The 17,924-nt window shown below is 44.8% G+C and carries 15 protein-coding genes; 9 read left to right on the forward strand and 6 right to left on the reverse strand.

What is annotated here, in order from left to right; all coding sequences use genetic code 11:
- The first annotated feature begins 9 nt into the window (after positions 1-9).
- A complete protein-coding gene (locus MSG37_RS08920; protein ID WP_248470271.1) occupies positions 10-1,305 on the forward strand; it encodes a TolC family outer membrane protein in 1,296 nt (431 codons plus the stop codon).
- A 1-nt stretch (position 1,306) separates the two neighbouring features.
- Positions 1,307-1,897, forward strand: a complete 591-nt coding sequence (locus MSG37_RS08925; RefSeq protein WP_248470273.1) for a hypothetical protein — start codon at positions 1,307-1,309, stop codon at positions 1,895-1,897.
- Between the two features lie 67 nt (positions 1,898-1,964).
- On the opposite strand, the gene MSG37_RS08930 is transcribed toward MSG37_RS08925, so the two are convergent.
- Together MSG37_RS08930 and MSG37_RS08935 are read right to left on the reverse strand one after the other, a co-directional pair.
- The gene (locus MSG37_RS08930; protein ID WP_248470274.1) at positions 1,965-2,987 is read right to left on the reverse strand and encodes an AraC family transcriptional regulator; all 1,023 of its coding nucleotides are present in this window, start codon (positions 2,985-2,987) and stop codon (positions 1,965-1,967) included.
- 2 nt (positions 2,988-2,989) lie between these two features.
- On the reverse strand, positions 2,990-3,877 hold the full coding sequence (locus MSG37_RS08935; RefSeq protein WP_248470275.1) for a diguanylate cyclase: 888 nt from the start codon (positions 3,875-3,877) through the stop codon (positions 2,990-2,992).
- Between the two features lie 421 nt (positions 3,878-4,298).
- Here MSG37_RS08935 and MSG37_RS08940 point away from each other — a divergent pair, with 421 nt between their 5' ends.
- Together MSG37_RS08940 and MSG37_RS08945 are read left to right on the forward strand one after the other, a co-directional pair.
- On the forward strand, positions 4,299-7,037 hold the full coding sequence (locus MSG37_RS08940) for a TonB-dependent receptor (RefSeq protein ID WP_248470276.1): 2,739 nt from the start codon (positions 4,299-4,301) through the stop codon (positions 7,035-7,037).
- An 11-nt stretch (positions 7,038-7,048) separates the two neighbouring features.
- The gene (locus MSG37_RS08945; RefSeq protein WP_248470277.1) at positions 7,049-8,902 is read left to right on the forward strand and encodes a phytase; all 1,854 of its coding nucleotides are present in this window, start codon (positions 7,049-7,051) and stop codon (positions 8,900-8,902) included.
- A 58-nt stretch (positions 8,903-8,960) separates the two neighbouring features.
- Here MSG37_RS08945 and MSG37_RS08950 read toward each other — a convergent pair whose 3' ends face one another.
- Entirely contained in the window at positions 8,961-10,268 is a 1,308-nt protein-coding gene (locus MSG37_RS08950) for a hypothetical protein (protein ID WP_248470278.1), read from the reverse strand.
- Positions 10,269-10,497: 229 nt separating this feature from the next.
- Here MSG37_RS08950 and MSG37_RS08955 point away from each other — a divergent pair, with 229 nt between their 5' ends.
- The 3 genes from MSG37_RS08955 to MSG37_RS08965 are packed head-to-tail and all read left to right on the forward strand — an operon-like array spanning position 10,498 to position 13,525.
- Positions 10,498-11,448, forward strand: a complete 951-nt coding sequence (locus MSG37_RS08955; protein WP_248470279.1) for an HlyD family efflux transporter periplasmic adaptor subunit — start codon at positions 10,498-10,500, stop codon at positions 11,446-11,448.
- Positions 11,445-12,383 carry an ABC transporter ATP-binding protein gene (locus tag MSG37_RS08960; RefSeq protein ID WP_248470281.1) on the forward strand — a complete coding sequence of 313 codons (939 nt, stop codon included), beginning with the start codon at positions 11,445-11,447 and terminating at the stop codon, positions 12,381-12,383. Before MSG37_RS08955 ends, MSG37_RS08960 begins: the two co-directional genes overlap by 4 nt.
- A complete protein-coding gene (locus MSG37_RS08965; protein WP_248470282.1) occupies positions 12,380-13,525 on the forward strand; it encodes an ABC transporter permease in 1,146 nt (381 codons plus the stop codon). Before MSG37_RS08960 ends, MSG37_RS08965 begins: the two co-directional genes overlap by 4 nt.
- 307 nt (positions 13,526-13,832) lie before the next feature.
- Here the strand turns inward: MSG37_RS08965 and MSG37_RS08970 are convergent, their stop codons facing one another.
- On the reverse strand, positions 13,833-13,979 hold the full coding sequence (locus MSG37_RS08970; RefSeq protein ID WP_248470283.1) for a hypothetical protein: 147 nt from the start codon (positions 13,977-13,979) through the stop codon (positions 13,833-13,835).
- Positions 13,980-14,129: 150 nt separating this feature from the next.
- Between MSG37_RS08970 and MSG37_RS08975 the strand changes: the two genes are divergently transcribed.
- On the forward strand, positions 14,130-14,600 hold the full coding sequence (locus tag MSG37_RS08975; RefSeq protein WP_248470284.1) for an NlpC/P60 family protein: 471 nt from the start codon (positions 14,130-14,132) through the stop codon (positions 14,598-14,600).
- Between the two features lie 46 nt (positions 14,601-14,646).
- Here MSG37_RS08975 and MSG37_RS08980 read toward each other — a convergent pair whose 3' ends face one another.
- Complete coding sequence (locus MSG37_RS08980; protein WP_248470285.1) at positions 14,647-15,579, reverse strand: hypothetical protein; 933 nt, start codon at positions 15,577-15,579, stop codon at positions 14,647-14,649.
- Between the two features lie 22 nt (positions 15,580-15,601).
- A complete protein-coding gene (locus MSG37_RS08985) occupies positions 15,602-16,927 on the reverse strand; it encodes a BamA/TamA family outer membrane protein (RefSeq protein ID WP_248470286.1) in 1,326 nt (441 codons plus the stop codon).
- Positions 16,928-17,277: 350 nt separating this feature from the next.
- On the opposite strand from MSG37_RS08985, the gene mog reads away from it, so the two are divergent.
- The gene (gene mog, locus MSG37_RS08990; RefSeq protein ID WP_220781571.1) at positions 17,278-17,811 is read left to right on the forward strand and encodes a molybdopterin adenylyltransferase; all 534 of its coding nucleotides are present in this window, start codon (positions 17,278-17,280) and stop codon (positions 17,809-17,811) included.
- The last annotated feature ends 113 nt before the right edge of the window (positions 17,812-17,924 follow it).

Raw genomic sequence — 17,924 nt, forward strand, 5'->3', positions numbered from 1 at the left:
AAGGATACGATGCGACGACTGCTACTTATACCCATACTAATATTGTCAGCCCCAAGTCAGGCTCTTACGCTTGAAGAATCTGTGGCTGAGGCGATTAATCATCACCCTACGATTCAGCAAAAATATGCCAGTTTTGAAGCGGCTGTAAGATATAAACGGGCTGCCGTGGGCGATTATCTGCCGCAAGTTAAACTGTATGGCGGTGTTGGCTATGAGAACGTGCGTTATAACAGTGGCCAACGTGTCGATACTGAATTAGACCGTACCGAGATAGGCGTGCGAGTCTCGCAGTTAATTTTCGACGGTTTTAGAACGACATCAGAAATAGATCGCCTAGATTTTGAAAAAGAAGCAGAAAGATTAGGTTTATTGTCCGATGCAGAAAATCTCAGCCTTGAGGTCAGCCGAATTTACCTTGAGTTATCGATGGCTAATAAAATTGTAGAGCTATCGGAGCGCAATATTAAAGAGCACCAAGAAGTGCTGAAAAATATTGAATCACGTAAAGATAAAGGCTTGAGCAGTGATTCTGATGTGGCGCAGGTGCGAGCGCGTCTAGCAACTAGTCAGTCGGGCTATTTATCGGCACGCAACAATCAAATGGATAAGCAGGCGCGCTATTATGATTTAGTCGGTCAGCTGCCGAAAGACTTACATGATCCCCAGCCTGATTTTAATTATGTACCAACTAGCCTGCCTGATGCGATTAGATTAGCACTAGATAATCACCCCGAAATTGATGCAGCGATTTTAGATACTCAAGCTGCTAATGCTCAACACGAGCGTGAAAAAAGCGACTTTTGGCCAACCTTATCGTTAGAGCTGCAAGCGAATAAAAACGACAACATAGGCGGCATTGAAGGGCCGGATGAAGATGCTCGCGCCATGTTGATGCTGAGCTATGACCTATTTAGCGGTGGCTCAACAACCGATCGCACAGAGGCGGCCTCTTGGCGCTATCAGCAATCTTTAGCTATTCGTAAAAATACTCAAAAGCAAGTTGAAGAGGGCACCCGTTTAGCTTGGAATGCTTATGAGTTTATCGGTCAACAACGCGGTTTCTACCGTGAAAACGTCGACCAAGCGGTTAAGGCTGAGCAAGGCTATAACAAGCAGTTTGAGCTTGGGCGTCGCTCATTGCTTGATGTGTTAGACGCCAAAGTAGAAGTATTTTTAGCGCGCAAGCACTACATCACCGCCCATTATAACTACAACATTGCTGCTTACCGTCTCATTAACGCGACAGGTTATTTGATGGAGTCATTCCGAGTGGATACCCCAGAAGCTTGGACGGAGGAGAAATAACATGCGCACTTTGCTGACTCAATCAATACTTATTGGCTTGCTGTTGTTACAAGGCTGCGCTGAAACTGCTGAGCCATTTGCAGTTGCACCGCAAACTCGCGACCTGCTTGATAATGATATCGACGGGGTGATTAATGCCCGTGATAAGTGCGCCGCAACGACTAAAGGCGCAATCATTGATAATGATGGTTGCCCAAGCCCAAATGTAACGGTGAAAGAAGACTTTAGAGTGATTATGTTTGGTTTCGATAGAGATACCTTAGATGCCCTGCAAGCTGATAAATGGCGCGGTATTATCCGCCGTTTAGCGCAAAAGCAGTCGCCGTCACTCTACTTAGTGGGTGATACGAGCGTAGAGGGCAGTGAAGATTATAACCACGCGCTGGCCAAACGCCGGGTGGACTACATTACTCAACTTGCCGTAGAGCAAGGTTTTCCCGCCGATGCGATTAAAGAAGAAGTTTATTATAAGCAAAACCATATTCCTCAAGCTGTGTCAGGTCGAGAACACCGCCTAGTTGCAGTGGCTACATGGCAAGAGTCTGGCACTGCGATGATGTGGAATATCTATACTTCTGAGCGCAGTAACTAGTTTTAAGCCAATATCAATCGGTATAAAGTTTAAAGTCGGCGACACATGCAGATGTGTCGCCGATTTTTTATGTTTGATTTAACCAGTACCTAAATTGGCTAGGTAATTGTCCAGTCCAGCGTTTAAAAGAGCGCCTGAAGTTATTGCTATCGGCAAATTTAAGTTGCTGAGCAACTTGCAAATTAGTTTCACCCGTTACTGCTAATAAGTAGATGGCATTGTACAGATTCGCTTGGTCTTGCAGCTGCTGAAAGCTGACATTAAAAGGTTTTAAACGGCGCTTTAATGTTGCTGGACTTAAGCCTAGTTTGTGGGCAACATCAGGCAAAGCGTTATGCTGCTCTTTGGTTAGCTGGCGGCGGATCATTGCTGGCAATCCTATGGTAAATTCGGTTTGCTTTTGTTGTTGCTGTACTTGTAATTCTGCCAGCCTAAATCCCTGCTTATCTGCCATTTGAAATGGCACGCTATTTAAGGCTAAATCGTAGCTGATCACGCATAACGGCTGAGCAAAACTAAGCTTGTCGCCTAAGTATTTATGATACTGGTCGATATGTTTGGGCTTAGCGTAGGGTAAGTAGAAGTGTCCTTGCCAAGCTTGATTGGCTAAGCGCTTAAAGGATGCCACTAAGCTGGAAAGGGTTAGCTCAATAAAGAACTGTTGCTGCTTAGCCGTTGCAATGTCCAGTTGTAATATTAAGTGCTGCTGTTGCTCTGTTTGCCAGCGCCAACCTTGCAACCAAGGTTGAGTTTGCCAGTGATATTGTTGCCACAGATTTTGCATCTCTCTGAAGTTTGCGCTGCATAATAGGCCGTTAGTCAGGTTGCCACTTTGGCTTGGTAGCCACTGTTGACCTAACAAAAATGCTAGATCGTCACCGGGCCATAAACTGAGTGCGTTGTCGATAAGTTGGCAGAGTTGTAGTGGGCTTATTTTGTGGTTTAAACGGCGAAGGTCTTGCTCAAAAATCCCGGTACCGATCAGCAGTTGATGAATATTGAGTTGTCGATACTCAAACAAGCTGATCAAGCTGGCCACCAACAATGAACTGTCGATACATTTATCTTGAGCATAAGCGATGCGTTGCATGCTTAGCTGACCTTTGCAATTGGCCGAGCCAGTTTGATTTGTTTCATCTCATTATTTAGCTGGCTAATTAAATCATTTGCTTCAGGCTCATGTTGAGCGTTATGTGCGTGATAATGCACCGAGGCGCAACTTGCTTGGCAGTTTAGTTGATTAATAGCCTGCTTGAGCTCGTTGGCCATGGCGCGGGTAAAAGTGTTGGAGGCATTGGGCAGTAATACGATAAAACTGTCGCCAGCATAGCGACATACCAAATCTTGCGAGCGTAGTTGGCTAGATAAGAGCTGAGCAATATTAGTCAGTAAGATATCGCCTTCTTTAAAGCCTTGTTGTCGGTTAATATCGCTAAAATTATCCATATCCAACATGACTAGCCCAAGCTGTTTATCGCGTTTGATATGTATGTCTAATTGATGGCGAATGGCACGGGCATCATAGATTTTGGTTACCCGATCAACTAATTGATGCTGGCGGAAAAATTGCTCTCTGGTGCGCAGCTGCTCATTGACCGTTTTTTGTTCTTCGCGCCATAACCATAAACCTAGGGTTAGCGTGAGTAAGCCTATTGGAGTTGGCAGTTTTTCTAGCCAGCTAAACCAGACCGGTAAACTGCTATTGATAAAAAACTCATCCAGTAAATCCATATAGCAGCCTAAGCTATAGCCGAGTAAGCCAATGATGAGTAGCCGAGTAACATTGCCGTCAGGTCTGGCTTGCAGCACCATAGTTAACCAACTCAGCCCTAGCACTAGCAGTGCACCTTCTGTGGCGATATCAAATAGATCTATGTTGCTACTGGGTTTGAGCTGCGCCTGCATCAGACTAAAACTCAGTAAAAGGCTAAAAGTGATGGCGATAGCGCATGCTGCCCGATAGATTTTTCCGTTAGCCATTAAGTCCTCTTAGCGCCGGTTTTTGTGCGCGTCGATATCAATATTGTTGCAATAAAATGAACACGCTACCTGTTTTTGATGACGGATTTATGATGTAAAAACAGTCAAATTAGCTCAGTGGATCTGTGGCTAGCGTGAGAATAATTGCAGATAAAACTGCAATTGCTGTTGATTCAGCATTTGGTGATTTGCTTTTAATTTACATTAAAACAATGGGTTATATTATTTAGCGGGTTGGCTTTATATTGGTGGAATAACACTCAAATCGTTGCCAATGGGCAGGTAAATTGGCTCAAAAGTAGCGCAGTTACGCTCTAAGTTATTGAATTTTATTACTGTTGGATTTTGTCGTCATGTAAATGTCATCTACCTATTCTAGCTTTGCCTGCAAATCACCTTTAGCAGAATAGGAACCAACACCATGAAGCAGCTCGGCTCGCTTTCACCGCTTTACTTAGCGCTCTTTGCGTCAAGCTTGTGCATACCTAACACCTCATGGGCAGGGAGAGTGGAAGGCTCAATTAAAGATGTTACTACCCAGATCCCGTTAGAGGGAGCCATGATTAGCATCGAAGAGCTTAACTTAAAGCAAGAATCTAATCGAGACGGGCGCTTTTTCTTTCAGGAAGTGCCAGAAGGTCGTTACACCTTAGTGGCTCAATATCTTGGCGGCCAAACCTATAAAGAGCAGATCCAAGTCGGTGAGATCAGCCTAACGCAAACCGCAATTGAGCTGAGTGGCGATGGCGTTGAACATATTCAAGTGATAGGCCAGCGCGGCGCTTTAAGTAAATCGTTAAACCGACAACGCGCAGCTGACAACTTAGTCAGTGTACTAAGTGCCGATGCGCTGGGTAACTTCCCTGACACCAATATTAGTGAGGCGCTGCAGCGAGTGCCGGGTGTGTCGATTGAGCGCGACCAAGGTGAAGGCCGCTTTGTGCGTGTGCGTGGCATGGCGCCAGATTATAACTCGGTGTCGATGAACGGCACGCGCTTACCATCACCAGATAGTGACCGCCGTGCGGTTGCCTTAGATGTTGTGCCTGCTGATTTGTTGCAATCGGTTGAGGTGACTAAAACCTTAACGCCAGATATGGATGCAGACTCACTTGGCGGCGCGATTGAAGTGAAAAGCCTATCAGCATTTGACCGTGATGAAAGGTACGTTAATGTTAGTGCTGAGGGCAGTTATGATGCGATGACCGAAAGTTCCAACCCTAAGTTAGCCGCCAGTTTTAGCGACATTTACCAAGAAAAATTCGGTGTGGCACTTGCAGCAAGTTGGTACGACAGGGACTTTGGCTCAGACAATGTAGAAACGGGCGGCAAGTGGAGTTTTGATGAGCCAGCACGTTTAGAAGAAGTTGAGCAAAGAGATTACGACATTAACCGTGAGCGGGTGGGTATTGGCGCCAACTTCGATTTTCGTCCCAACGACAATAATGATCTGTATTTACGCACCTTATATAGCAGCTTTATTGATACTGAAACCCGTAATTCTAACCAAATAAAGTGGGATGAAGCCGCCTTAGCTGATCAGCTAAGTCCAGCAGAAGCGACCCGTTCTCTCAAGTCTCGAGAGGAGGATCAGTCAATAACATCTTTAGTGTTTGGTGGTGAATCACGTTTTGATAAATGGATTTTAAATTACCAAGCAAGTTGGAGCCGCGCCAAGGCAGACAAGCCAATGTATATCGGTAAAGCTGACTTTGAAGCAGGCTTTGATGAAGTAGGTTATCAAGACTCTCAAGTGCCAAAAATTATAGCTGACGATGCCTTTTACAGCGTTGATGAGTATCAACTCGCTAAGATAGAAATCGCTGATTCAAGCACTGTTGATAATATGATGTCGGGTAAATTTGATGCTAGTAAAACCATGCTACTTGCTGAGCGTCCGTTAGAAGTTAAGTTTGGCGCGAAATACAGTAGCCGTGAAAAAACTAACCGCGAAGACGTATGGATCTACAAAGATTTTGATGAGTTGGGCTTTACCGAAGAGCAATTAAGCATGGCTGCATTTGCTGGCAATGAGCCTGACTACAATCTAGGTCGCTTTGGGCCATCAATTAATGCTGATGCTGTGTGGGCTCTGGTTAATAGCTTAGACAGTGATGCTGCCATTGATGATATTGAGTCGCAAATTAACGATTTTGATATTGATGAAGATATTGCCGCCGCTTATGTAATGGGCCACATTGATATCGACAATTTACGCATATTGGCTGGTGTGCGCTTTGAGCACACAGACATGTATTCTAAAGGCACCGGCTTTGATGAAAGCCAAGATGATTTCTTTGCCACCACTTACGACAGGGATTATCAACATTGGTTACCGGGTTTACACCTTAACTATAAATGGGGTGATAAAACCGTCGTTAGAGCATCGTGGAACAACACCATTGTTAGGCCGACATTTGGTCAACTTGCACCGGGTTATTTAATTGAGCAGAGCGACGATGAACTCGAAGCGGCGTTTGGTAACCCAGATCTAAAAGCGCTGGAATCCATGAACTGGGACGTGAGTGTTGAGCACTACATGGGCGGTTTAGGTGTGGTCTCAGTCAGCGGTTTCTACAAAGATATTAGCAACTTTATCTATGAAGCAGACCTAGGTGGTTACGGCAAATATCAAGATTTTGATAAGGCCGAAACCTTCGTCAATGGCGACGATGCCAATATTCTCGGTATGGAGCTGGCATATGTGCAAGAGTTTGGCTTTATGCCTGAGGGCTGGCGTGGGCTGATTTTTACCACCAACCTTACCTTAAGTGATTCAACGGCTGAAATTAACTGGCAGGACGATGGCACCCAAACTCGCGATATTCCGTTGCCTAGCCAGTCAGAAGTATCTGCCAATGCATCATTTGGTTATGAAAATGCCTATGTTAGCTTTCGTTTTTCAGCAGCTTATAAATCAGAATATTTATTAGAAGTTGCCGAGCTTGATGATGCCGCGTTCGATATCTATCAAGATGCACATACTCAATATGACTTTGTTGCTAAGGGCTTTATCACGGAAGATCTTACCGTCTACTTTAAAGCAATCAATCTGAGTGATGAGCCATTTTATGCCTATACCGGCCAAAACCGTTACAACGCGCAGTATGAAGAATACGGGCGTACTTTCCAGCTGGGTATCCAGTACATTAACTTTTAAGGATCCTGCTAATGACTTTTAAACATATTTGCGCGAGTTCGGCGCTAGGATTAAGCCTGTTAAGTTCGGCGTTAATTACCGTTCAAGCCCAAACTGCTGCCGTTGTGCAGCCTAGTCCCGCTGGTGGCAGTGAAGTGGCAAAATGGCAAGGCCACTGGCTATACGCCAGCGAGCAGCAAGGGCTATTACTAACAGATAAAGGTACGCTTAAAACCGCAGTGCCAGGGCAATTTGAATATTTAGCCGTGCACAACAATATCGCCTTAACTTACGACACTCAGGTCGACCAAGTTCAAGGAATAAAGCTGGATATCAATAATATGCAGCGATTGCCATTACTACCAAAGCGCAGCTTTCAAGTTGAATGGCTTTGCTTACAGCCGCGCCTTGCTGATGGCAACCTCTATGCGTGGATAGGTGATGAAGCTGGCCGCGCTGAGCAATGGTTATTAACCAGCAATGAGCAATGGCAGCCACAATTAGTGCGCACAATGTCTGTGGTTATGGGCGCATTAAAGTGCCGTGTAGACAGTGATGAACAGCTTTATGTCATCGACCAAGGGCAAGGTTTATGGCGCTATGCCGCAGCGCCTCATAGCCCAGATGAATCGGAGCTAGTTACAAGCTTACCAGGTAACGAGTTAACTGGGCTGGCAATGGTTGCAGATCAACCAGTGATGCTTGATGAGTCAGGCCAGCTTTATAGTGCGCAGGGGCAAGATCTAGCTTCCCCCTTTACCCAAGGTTTAGCCTTAGAGAGCCTGTATATCGCAGGTAATCAAACGCAGGCGTATTCCGATGAGGATGGCAGTTTTTACCTTGGTCAGTTTGATCAAACGCAGCTGCAAGGCTCACATCAAGCAGAGTCGCCGAGTAAAGACATCATTAAAGAAATACCGACCGCGGTTGAAAGCGCTATCGCAGATAGAGCGGGCGATACCATGGACGATCCGGCAATTTGGGTTCATCCAACGGCACCAGAAAAAAGCCTAATTTTAGGTACCAACAAGCGTTGGGGCTTACTCAGTTTTAATATGCAAGGCGAACAAGTTCAAGCCTTGGGAGTTGGTCGGGTGAATAATGTTGATATTCGCCAAGGTGTTAACTTAGGTGGCAAGCTTAGAGATATTGCAGTGGCAAGCAATAGAGACCGTAATAGCTTGAGTTTGTTTGAGCTAAACGCTGAGGGAAAATTGACTCAATTAGCTGAGCAAGCTACGCCGTTAACTGACATCTATGGCCTATGTTTGTATCAACCACAGGCTGATGAGCTATATGCTTTTGTTAATAATAAGGCCGGAGAAGTCAGTCAAATGGCGCTACGCTGGCAAGGTAATCAATTAACGGCAACCGAAGTTCGTCGTCTAACAGTGCCGAGCCAGCCAGAAGGGTGTGTGGCCGACGACAAGCAACAGCGGTTATTTCTAGGTGAAGAAAATCGTGGTATTTGGCTGTTTGATCTTGCTGGCGATACCTCTGCTAGTCATCCGCAAATTAACGGTGAGATGATTATTCAAGCCGGTGGACCATTGGTGGCAGATATTGAAGGCGTTGCTTTATATCAAACCGATGACCAGGATTATTTAGTTGTGTCTAGCCAAGGTAACGACAGCTATTTGCTATACCAAAGCCAAGCACCTTACGACTATGTTGGTCGCTTTCGTATAGGCGTGAATGCTGCTAAAGGTTTTGATGGTAGTGCAGAAACAGATGGTTTAGATGTGACCACAAAAGCCGTTGGCAGTGGTCGTTGGGCACAAGGCATGATGGTGGTGCAAGATGGCCGTAATCGCATGCCAGATCAAAATCAAAACTTTAAGTGGGTACCTTGGAGTGAAATTAGTCAGGCACTTGAGTTGAAATAGTCTCGGTAAAACAACAAGGCGGCTAAACCGCCTTGTTGGTTTATTTAAACTAACTTGTTTAAGGTCTAGTGAAATAGAGGGTTTCATCTATTTCGCTATCATCATTTTCATCAACTCCTAAGCTTAAAACCTCGTCGCTAACCGATAGAAATAAACCTAGGCTGGGGTCGAGTGTAAAATCGGTTAAGCCTGTATCACCGTTAGCATCAAAAATGATTTTTATTGTGACCTTATTAGTATCCGAGCTAATACTGTAGTTACCCCATTCCATACCCGACTTTTCATCTTGGTCACTGTAATCAACTTCGGCGTGGACATATGTTCCATCTTCATAAAATACAAACATAAGCAGGTCGTTTTCATCTGGCTCGCCATCAATATCTCTTACTAGCCAAGGTCCAAGTTCTGCCGTGGTTGCTAATGCTGCAAAGATGAGCGTTTCATCTATTGTGCCATCGGCATCTTCATCAACATTAAGATTTAGCTGACCTTCGATAATCGTAGCGAAAAGTTGTGGGTTACCAGCCGTTTTGTCAAAGTCATTGAGACCGATATCGCCATTGCCATCAAAGTCTTGGATGGCGTAAACGCGATTCGTTTCGCTATCACGTTCATAAGTTCCCCATTCCATTCCTGCATCGCCTAATGAGTTAGCATCTTCGACTTCAAATAACACATAAGTTCCGTTGTTAAAGAAGGTGATACTTAGCAGGTCAGTTTCACTATTGGTAATAGACCAGCTACCAACAATACCTAGTTGGATCTCATTTTCATCGAGTTGCTCTGCTAGATGAGCAAGGGCTGACTCTTCACTGATAAGTTCTGAAGTTTGGTTATCTTGACCGCCGTTTGCGATAGTACTTTTTACCGCATCAGTGGCCGCAAATTCAGTGGTAGAGAGGCCGAAGTCTACCGGTTCGGCAGTGTCAATGGCTGTTTGGGTGATTGTAATACCGTTATTTGGGTCGCCATCTTGATCTAAAGTTTGCAGTAACCTAGCCATATTGACGACCTTATCGTCAGTAATATCCTCTGTGCTGGCTATATCGAGTGGTGTTACTACGCCAGAGGCTGTTGTTGCCGGGAATTCAAGATCGCCAATAAAGAAAGTGACAGTTTCGCCATCCACATAGTTGTAACGCCCTTCGGCATCGGTCACCCCTGATAACGTTTCTGTTTTATAACCTATGCCGATTACAGGACTATCGAGAAACACGCCTGATTCACTTGGTGTCGTTACTGGTTGGGTTACGGGTTGTTCAATCTCTACATTGTCATTGTCGTCACTACTGCAAGCACTGAGAAAGCTGATTAGGAATAAAGAGCATATAGTGCGTCGAGCACGCGGGTAGGCTTTAATTGACATAGGAACTCCTTTTCTTGTCAAAATAATCGGATGCTTGTTTGCGTTGAGGGTCATCAAGCTTAAATAGAATTAGTATAAAAATATGGCAATTGAGCAGTTAATAAAGTGGATTCAAATAATTTCAAAAGTTTTCAAAATAACCTTGCTCACTAGGGAATAGATCAATGGGTTAGTGTTTAAAAAGTTCTATTGTGCTTAAATAAACATCGGCTTTTGATGATTCCTAAGGATGGTAATTGTGCGCATATTAATCATTATCTTTTGTAGTCTTATTATAACTGCATGCGATAGCGGCTCAACACCAATGGCGTTGGGTAGCCTTGAAAGGCAACGAATTGCATTGACCGCAACCAGCAATGAAGTGGTGGTTTCTCTACCTGTGGCGCAAGGAAGCCAAGTTACCCAAGGCACTGTGCTGGTGCAGCTTGACGATACGTTGCAAAAAGCCAATGTGGCTAAAGCGTTAGCCGATGTGGCTCAGGCAACAGCCAATTATGAAAAGCTATTAAAAGGCGCGCGTGAAGAGGAGATTGCCGCCGCTAGAGCTAAAGTTTCTGGCGCTAAAGCCACCTTGCAAGAAAGTGAGGCCAACTACCGCCGTATCGCCAGCATGGCGAAAGATAATTTGGCGAGTAAGGCTAATTTAGACCGCGCCTTAGCTAACCGTGACTCAGGTGTGGCCAACTTAGACAGTGCCCAAGAGCAGTTACGCGAATTAGTTGCTGGCTCGCGAGAAGAAGATATTCGTTTTGCACTGGCAAACCTCGATGCTACAGAGGCTGTACTTGCAGGTGAACAGAAAAAGCTCGCAGATCTAACTATTCGCGCAACCCGTGACGGCATTTTAGATAATTTACCTTGGAACTTAGGCGAGCGTGTAACACAAGGCAGCCCATTAGCTGTGGTATTAGCGGGTAAAGCGCCATTTGCTCGAGTGTATGTACCTGAACCTTACCGAGTCAAAGTGAGCGTGGGTGATGCTTTGATGGTGCATGTTGATGGCGTCGAGCAACCTATCGAGGGCAAAGTTCGCTGGATCTCTAATGAACCGGCTTTCACGCCATATTACGCGCTTAATCAAGAAGAACGTGCTCGCTTGATGTACTTAGCCGAAGTGCAATTGCCTGATAGCGCTGCCCAATTGCCAAGTGGTGTTCCTGCTCAGGTAGAAATGCCATGAGCCAATCAGTCAATCAACAGTCGGTTATCAAAACTAAAGGTTTATGTCGCCACTTTGGTAGCCTAAAGGCGATTGAAAATCTCGATTTTGAAGTCGGCAAAGGCCAAATTTATGGCTTTCTTGGGCCGAATGGTTGCGGTAAAACTACGGCGATTCGTATGCTGACAGGCTTATTGTTGCCAACATCGGGTGAGATAGAGATCTTAGGGCTAACCTTGCCGCGAGATGCTGAAAAGCTGCGCCTGAAAATCGGCTATATGACGCAAAAATTTTCGCTTTACGATGATCTTACCGTAAAAGAAAACCTCAAGTTTATCGCCAAAATTTATGGCTTATCTCGCAGTGAACAACAATCGCGAATAGCTGAGTTACTGGAGACGTACGGCTTAGATCAAAAGGCTGATCAGCTTGCAGGCAGCATGAGCGGAGGCCAAAAGCAACGTCTTGGCTTGGCGGCGGCGACTATGCATAAACCTGAATTATTGTTTTTAGACGAACCTACTTCGGCTGTGGATCCTGAGAATAGACGTAATTTTTGGGAGAAGCTTTTCGACCTGTGTGAACAAGGCACCACTATTTTAGTGTCGACTCACTATATGGATGAAGCGGAGCGCTGCCATAAGTTGGCGATTCTAGAGGCCGGAGTAAAGCGTGCCGATGGTTCACCCGATGAACTGATGCAAAACATGGGCGCACAAGTGGTCGAGATTGAGTCCAACCAATTACGCCAACTCAAACAGCAACTCATTGTGCTGCCAGAAGTCATTAGCGCAGCGCAACTTGGCTCAAGGTTACGAGTATTAGTCAAAGACAGTTGTGATGATCCGCTGGGATTTCTCGCTCAGCAAACGAGGCTAGATAAATCGGCTTTAACTTTAGTGCGACCCAGTCTTGAAGATGTATTTGTGACTTGTACAGGTAAGGGGCGACAATGAAAACACTTTACCGATTGCAGGCGATAGTCAGCAAGGAACTCACCCAGCTTAAGCGAGACCGAATGACCTTTGGCATGGTGATTATGATCCCGCTGATCCAGCTGATGCTATTTGGCTTTGCCATTAACACTAACATTCGTGATATTCCGGTAGGGGTCGTCGATCAAAGCCAAACAGCCTTAAGTCGGGTGTTAATTCAAACCGTTACCGCCACCCAAGTGGTGGAATTTACCGAGCATTTTTATGATGTTGAGTCGGCTCATGCGGCCATTGCGCGAGGTGAAGTGCGCGCGGTAATGGTGATCCCTAAAGATGTTAGTCAACGTTTAGTACGGCATAAAACGGTCGGCCTTGGTACACCTGCATCCAGCGATGAGGAAACCAGCCGTCCAGTCGCTCAATGGATTGTTGATGGCTCAGATACCATGATCGCCGCGGCTATTAAGGGACTGCGGGCAATGCCATTAACTGAGCTGCTCGGACTGCCTGCAAATCGGATAACGCCGACCTTTGAGGTGGCATTGTTTTATAACCCTGAGCAGCGCACCGCAGTGAATATTGTACCGGGGCTGGTGGGCGTAATCTTAACAATGACCATGATTATGTTTACCTCTGCTGCGATTGTGCGTGAGCGAGAGCGCGGTAACTTAGAGATGCTAATTACCACACCCATCCGTTCAATCGAGTTAATGTTGGGTAAAATTATCCCTTATATGCTGATTGGTATTGTGCAGGTAGCCATTATTCTGGGGTTGGGTTATAGCGTGTTCAATGTGCCAATCAATGGCAGCTTGCTGCAGTTAGCCGGGGCAACATTGCTGTTTATTATGGCCAGTTTGACCTTGGGATTGGTGATCTCAACGATTGCGAAAAGCCAGTTGCAGTCGATGCAAATGACCATTTTTGTATTGCTGCCGTCTATTCTGTTATCTGGATTTATGTTCCCTTACGAGGGAATGCCGATTGCGGCGCAATATATTGCCGAGGCGCTACCTGCCACTCATTTCATGCGCCTTATTCGCGGAGTTGTGCTGCGGGATGTGGAAATTATCGACATGACTTACGATGTTACTTGGCTGGCTATTTTCACTATTATTGGCTTAATCGTGGCGTCGTTACGGTTTAAAAAGAACCTAGGTTAAGCCAGTTACTTATGAATTTATATTTTGTATAACCGATTAATAACCATTTATACGGATTTTTAAGTGCATAAATATTATTCTAGCTAGGAGGGGAAAAGGATTTTTTATTATTTAATCAATCGTTACGGCGGTAGACTTTTTTTAGTTGAGTCACTGCGGAATAAAGTTAAATAAACAGATGTTTTAATTGAATGGATTGCTTGAAATAGATTTAGGTTGCTTAAAATATAATTAGAATGAAATAGCGTGGTGAATGTTTCGGTGTATCGCCGCGCTAATAAAAAACAGATTAGCAGCGGCGTTTTTATCAATTGTAGCCAAGAATATAACTGCAATTTTCTTCCTCTTGCTCCTCAGTGCTGGCATGTTCCTCTACCACTGTAGATTCTTCATCTTCAAGTTTAGAAACAGCAAATTGATTATGGTGATGATGACCAAATAAAAATTTCTCCATGGGCGGATCCTGTCATTAACTAGCGCGTATATTTAGGTATAGTTTAAATACATGGATTTGATAGCCACTTTGAGTATTTATTTTTGTTAATTAAGCTACTTTTAAAGTTTTATGGCGAAGCTAGTTAGTGATTTTAATATTGGAATGCAGATGAAGTTTTTAATTATTGTGTTTTTGAGTGCGTTATTAACCGCCTGCTCAAGTGTGCCAACAGAACCGAGTCGTGGTTCGGGTAAGCACTCTTTATCTAACTCTGCCCAAACAAAAAGTCAGTTATTACAAATGCATCGAGAGTGGCAGGGCGTACCTTATCGTTTAGGTGGCAACAGTAAGTCGGGTATCGACTGTTCTGGTTTTGTGCTGCTTACCTTTCAAAATCAGTTTGGCAGGCAGTTACCAAGAACCACAGAGCAACAGAAAAATATCGGTAGCAGCGTGAGCAAAAGTCAGTTGCGAGCAGGGGATCTAGTATTCTTTAAAACTGGCTGGAGTACGCGCCATGTGGGGATTTATCTTGGTGATTCGCAGTTTTTACATGCCTCGACTAGCCAAGGGGTGATGATCTCAAGCTTGAATAATAGCTATTGGAAACAAAAATATTGGTTGTCGAGAAGACCTTAAAGAAGGCTCTCAAGGTGCCAATGAGCACCTTGAGGTTACAAGTCGATTAGAAGCGGCGACCGACAGATAACAATACTTGGTCCCAATTTAAGAAACCGTACTCAACAAAGATATTCCACTCATTTTTAGGGCCAAAGTCATACACCATACTCACCGACATATTGTGGCTTTCTGCGCTGACCAAGTGCACGTCATAATCGATAGCAAGGCCGCCAGGCTTGTTAAAGAGTGGAATATTGAAGTCGTAACTACCACCGATTTTCTGGTTGATCATCTGGTAGTTATAACCTAACAAGAAAGCCAACTTATCGCCGCCAACATCGTATCTTTGTCCCATACGGATAGAGCCAATATAGGTCTGTATCGTGCTGTCAGTGGTGGTGGTCCATGAGTTAGTAAACGCCGCCACACCCGTAAAAATAAACGGATGCATCCCCGGAATAACTTCTGCTTGGCCAGCAAGTACAGCACCTAAACCTAAGTTGTAGGCGGTGTACTCGATAGGAATCGGTAGCACCATATCGATACCATTAGGGCCTAAACCTTCGGCATTACTTAGGTCTGCCAAAATATCTTTATGGCCCTTGGTGTAGCCTGCAAGTCCATAGATATTAAGGAAGGGTAATACCCAAGCATCGGCTCTTAGTTGAATGCTTTCATCTTCACCGGTAATGATCACGTCATCAGCCGGGATCACCACATTGGCATTAATATTATTTAGCCAACCGCTACCCGTTAATCCTAGGTTGAAGTTGTCTTTCGCATCGTAAGCGACTGACTGCTTGTTGTAATAAATATTAAAACCGACAGGAATAGGCAGCTCATAACCTAACTCGCGCGCTTTGTCGCCCCAAATCGGCAGGTGACTCCAATGAGCTGGTTGCTTGCGCTCAATATCACTGGTGTCGCTACTGTCATCTGCCCACGCGTTTAGGCTAATAGTCGCCAATAGCATTGCAATTACAAAGTGTTTGTTCATTTAGGTTTTCTCAAGGTATTAATTAAAAGGCTTCGGTAAAGGTCAGGTAAAACCCGCTGTCGCCGTCACTTAAACCAAGATCAACGCGCACGTTCATTCTTGGCTGCAACTCGTAGCGGTAACCAACGCCGTAGCTATATAAAAGTTTTTCGTAAAGCTGAGTATCTGTGCCGGCAATAGAGCCAACACCTGTCCACAAGGTCATGCCATGAGCCGATAATTCGCCGTTATGGCGTAAAAAGGTATGGCGATATTCAAGCGTGTGTTCAATTGCTTCACCGTCGCGGTAACGCCCTTGATAAAGGCCGCGCAGCGATGTTTGGCCGCCTAGAGTCGGTAGATCATAGTAAGGTACATCACCGTCACTCCACTGGTAAGCATTGTAAAATGCTAAAACCTTGCCTAATGCCAATGGTAAGTAATATCTATGGTCGATAAGTGCTTTTTGATAGCGATTATCGCTGCCAAAACTTGGGTTGTAGTTGATGTACTCTAGGTTAAGGAATTGGCCTTGCCATGCGTTAACCGCCACATCACGACTGTCGTAGCTAACCGAAAAGCCTAAACCAATAGACAAAGGTTTATCTTTGTATTGCTGGAAGTTTTCATCATCAATCGCACTTTGCGGCAGGCTAGTTTGATCTGGCTTAAAGTAGTTTAAGCGCAGCGCAGGACCAAAGTAGAAACCGTAGTCACTCTTAAAGTCTAAATTGGCGTGGTAACTCAGTGACGTTTTGTTCAACAAAGTGTCATCAGATGCAGGCTGTTGCTTACCTGCGTTGTAACCGACTCCCCAAAAGTTTTCGCTCTGATCCGCTAATACAAATAGGCCGTTGTAGCGAATATCATCGTTAGCAAAAAACAGGTTCTGTTTTGAGCGAATGCTATAACCCACATCGCCGTCGCCTTTATTTACAATACCGAATAGTGACACGCTCGAGCGTTGTAACTCTGTTTGTTCGCGCTCGGTTTTAAAGGAGTACAGGCCGCCAAGTGCCATCATCATACCGTTTTCAGGGGTAAAGGCTGGGCCGCCTAAAATATCGAACATGGCCAGGCCATTTTTAGCGATATGATTGTGCTTGCCGTACTCAAGATCAGTGATTGCAGCGTCAAGCTCATCACAAACCTGCTCTGTGGCGCAGTTATCTTGTTGAGCGTCGAGTTCTTCAATTGCATCATCGTAAGCTTTACTGCGTTCTTCGGCTTGCTGTTGGCTGCTGAAAAAAGGCTGTTCACTGCTTTTGGTTGGTAAGTTTTGCTGACTTGAAGTGGCAATACTCGTCGTTGAAAAAAGCATTGCGATTACGGCTAAGCTTGCTTGCCATAAGCCTGATGTGCTGTTCAATTATTGTCCCCTGACATGGTGCGAATTAAGCTGAATTCGAGAAGACGCAAGAGTACGGCAGAATTTGTCGAAAACAAGTGTTGCTAACGGCCGGAACTTCAAAAAAAATGCGAGCTATATCGCGTTTGCAGCAAATGTCGCCAGTTCAGTGTGTTTTTTGCACAGGCAGGCTTGGTTGGTTAGCAAATAATCATAAAATAGCCTGTGATTGGTTTTTACTGAGAACACCACAATAATCAAATCCAAATAGTTAACTTTATGCTACTTTAAAGCCAGACTATAGAGACGCTAACGTTGACGATAAACTCTCAATTAAGCAGTTTATCTAAGATCAGATTGAAGGAAGAGAAATGAGCAAAGCTAGAATCGGTATTGTAACGGTAAGTGATAGAGCCAGCGCTGGTGTTTACGAAGATATTTCTGGTAAGGCAATTATCGATGTGCTGAACGAATACCTGACATCTGAGTGGGAGCCTATCTATGAGGTGATCCCTGATGAGCAGGACGTGATTTCAGCAACCTTAATTAAGATGGCTGACGAGCAAAATTGTAGCCTTATCGTCACAACTGGCGGCACAGGCCCAGCTAAGCGTGATGTAACACCTGAAGCGACTGAAGCTGTGTGTGATCGCATGATGCCAGGTTTTGGTGAGCTAATGCGCGCTGAATCATTAAAGTTTGTACCAACGGCTATTTTGTCACGTCAAACAGCTGGCCTACGTGGTGACTCACTCATCGTAAACTTGCCTGGCAAGCCAAAGTCTATTCGTGAATGTTTAGACGCAGTGTTCCCTGCTATTCCATACTGTATCGATCTAATGGATGGCCCATTCTTAGAGTGCGACGAATCAGTTATTAAGCCGTTTAGACCTAAAGCTAAGTAAGCTATTTACTTAGCTTGAGCTCGATAGAGAGTGTTTGGATGCACTCTCTAGGCAGCCATAAAAAACGTGTTTCGGCACGTTTTTTTGTGCCTGAAATCCCGCTAGATTTTACT

Origin of the sequence: Shewanella sp. 1CM18E, assembly GCF_023161665.1 — a bacterium.
Taxonomy (GTDB): Bacteria; Pseudomonadota; Gammaproteobacteria; order Enterobacterales; family Shewanellaceae; genus Shewanella.

Coding starts and splice junctions, on each gene's coding strand:
- MSG37_RS08920 (WP_248470271.1), top strand. CDS start 10: ATGCGACGACTGCTACTTATACCCATACTAATATTGTCAGCCCCAAGT.
- MSG37_RS08925 (WP_248470273.1), top strand. CDS start 1,307: ATGCGCACTTTGCTGACTCAATCAATACTTATTGGCTTGCTGTTGTTA.
- MSG37_RS08930 (WP_248470274.1), bottom strand. CDS start 2,987: ATGCAACGCATCGCTTATGCTCAAGATAAATGTATCGACAGTTCATTG.
- MSG37_RS08935 (WP_248470275.1), bottom strand. CDS start 3,877: ATGGCTAACGGAAAAATCTATCGGGCAGCATGCGCTATCGCCATCACT.
- MSG37_RS08940 (WP_248470276.1), top strand. CDS start 4,299: ATGAAGCAGCTCGGCTCGCTTTCACCGCTTTACTTAGCGCTCTTTGCG.
- MSG37_RS08945 (WP_248470277.1), top strand. CDS start 7,049: ATGACTTTTAAACATATTTGCGCGAGTTCGGCGCTAGGATTAAGCCTG.
- MSG37_RS08950 (WP_248470278.1), bottom strand. CDS start 10,268: ATGTCAATTAAAGCCTACCCGCGTGCTCGACGCACTATATGCTCTTTA.
- MSG37_RS08955 (WP_248470279.1), top strand. CDS start 10,498: ATGGTAATTGTGCGCATATTAATCATTATCTTTTGTAGTCTTATTATA.
- MSG37_RS08960 (WP_248470281.1), top strand. CDS start 11,445: ATGAGCCAATCAGTCAATCAACAGTCGGTTATCAAAACTAAAGGTTTA.
- MSG37_RS08965 (WP_248470282.1), top strand. CDS start 12,380: ATGAAAACACTTTACCGATTGCAGGCGATAGTCAGCAAGGAACTCACC.
- MSG37_RS08970 (WP_248470283.1), bottom strand. CDS start 13,979: ATGGAGAAATTTTTATTTGGTCATCATCACCATAATCAATTTGCTGTT.
- MSG37_RS08975 (WP_248470284.1), top strand. CDS start 14,130: ATGAAGTTTTTAATTATTGTGTTTTTGAGTGCGTTATTAACCGCCTGC.
- MSG37_RS08980 (WP_248470285.1), bottom strand. CDS start 15,579: ATGAACAAACACTTTGTAATTGCAATGCTATTGGCGACTATTAGCCTA.
- mog (WP_220781571.1), top strand. CDS start 17,278: ATGAGCAAAGCTAGAATCGGTATTGTAACGGTAAGTGATAGAGCCAGC.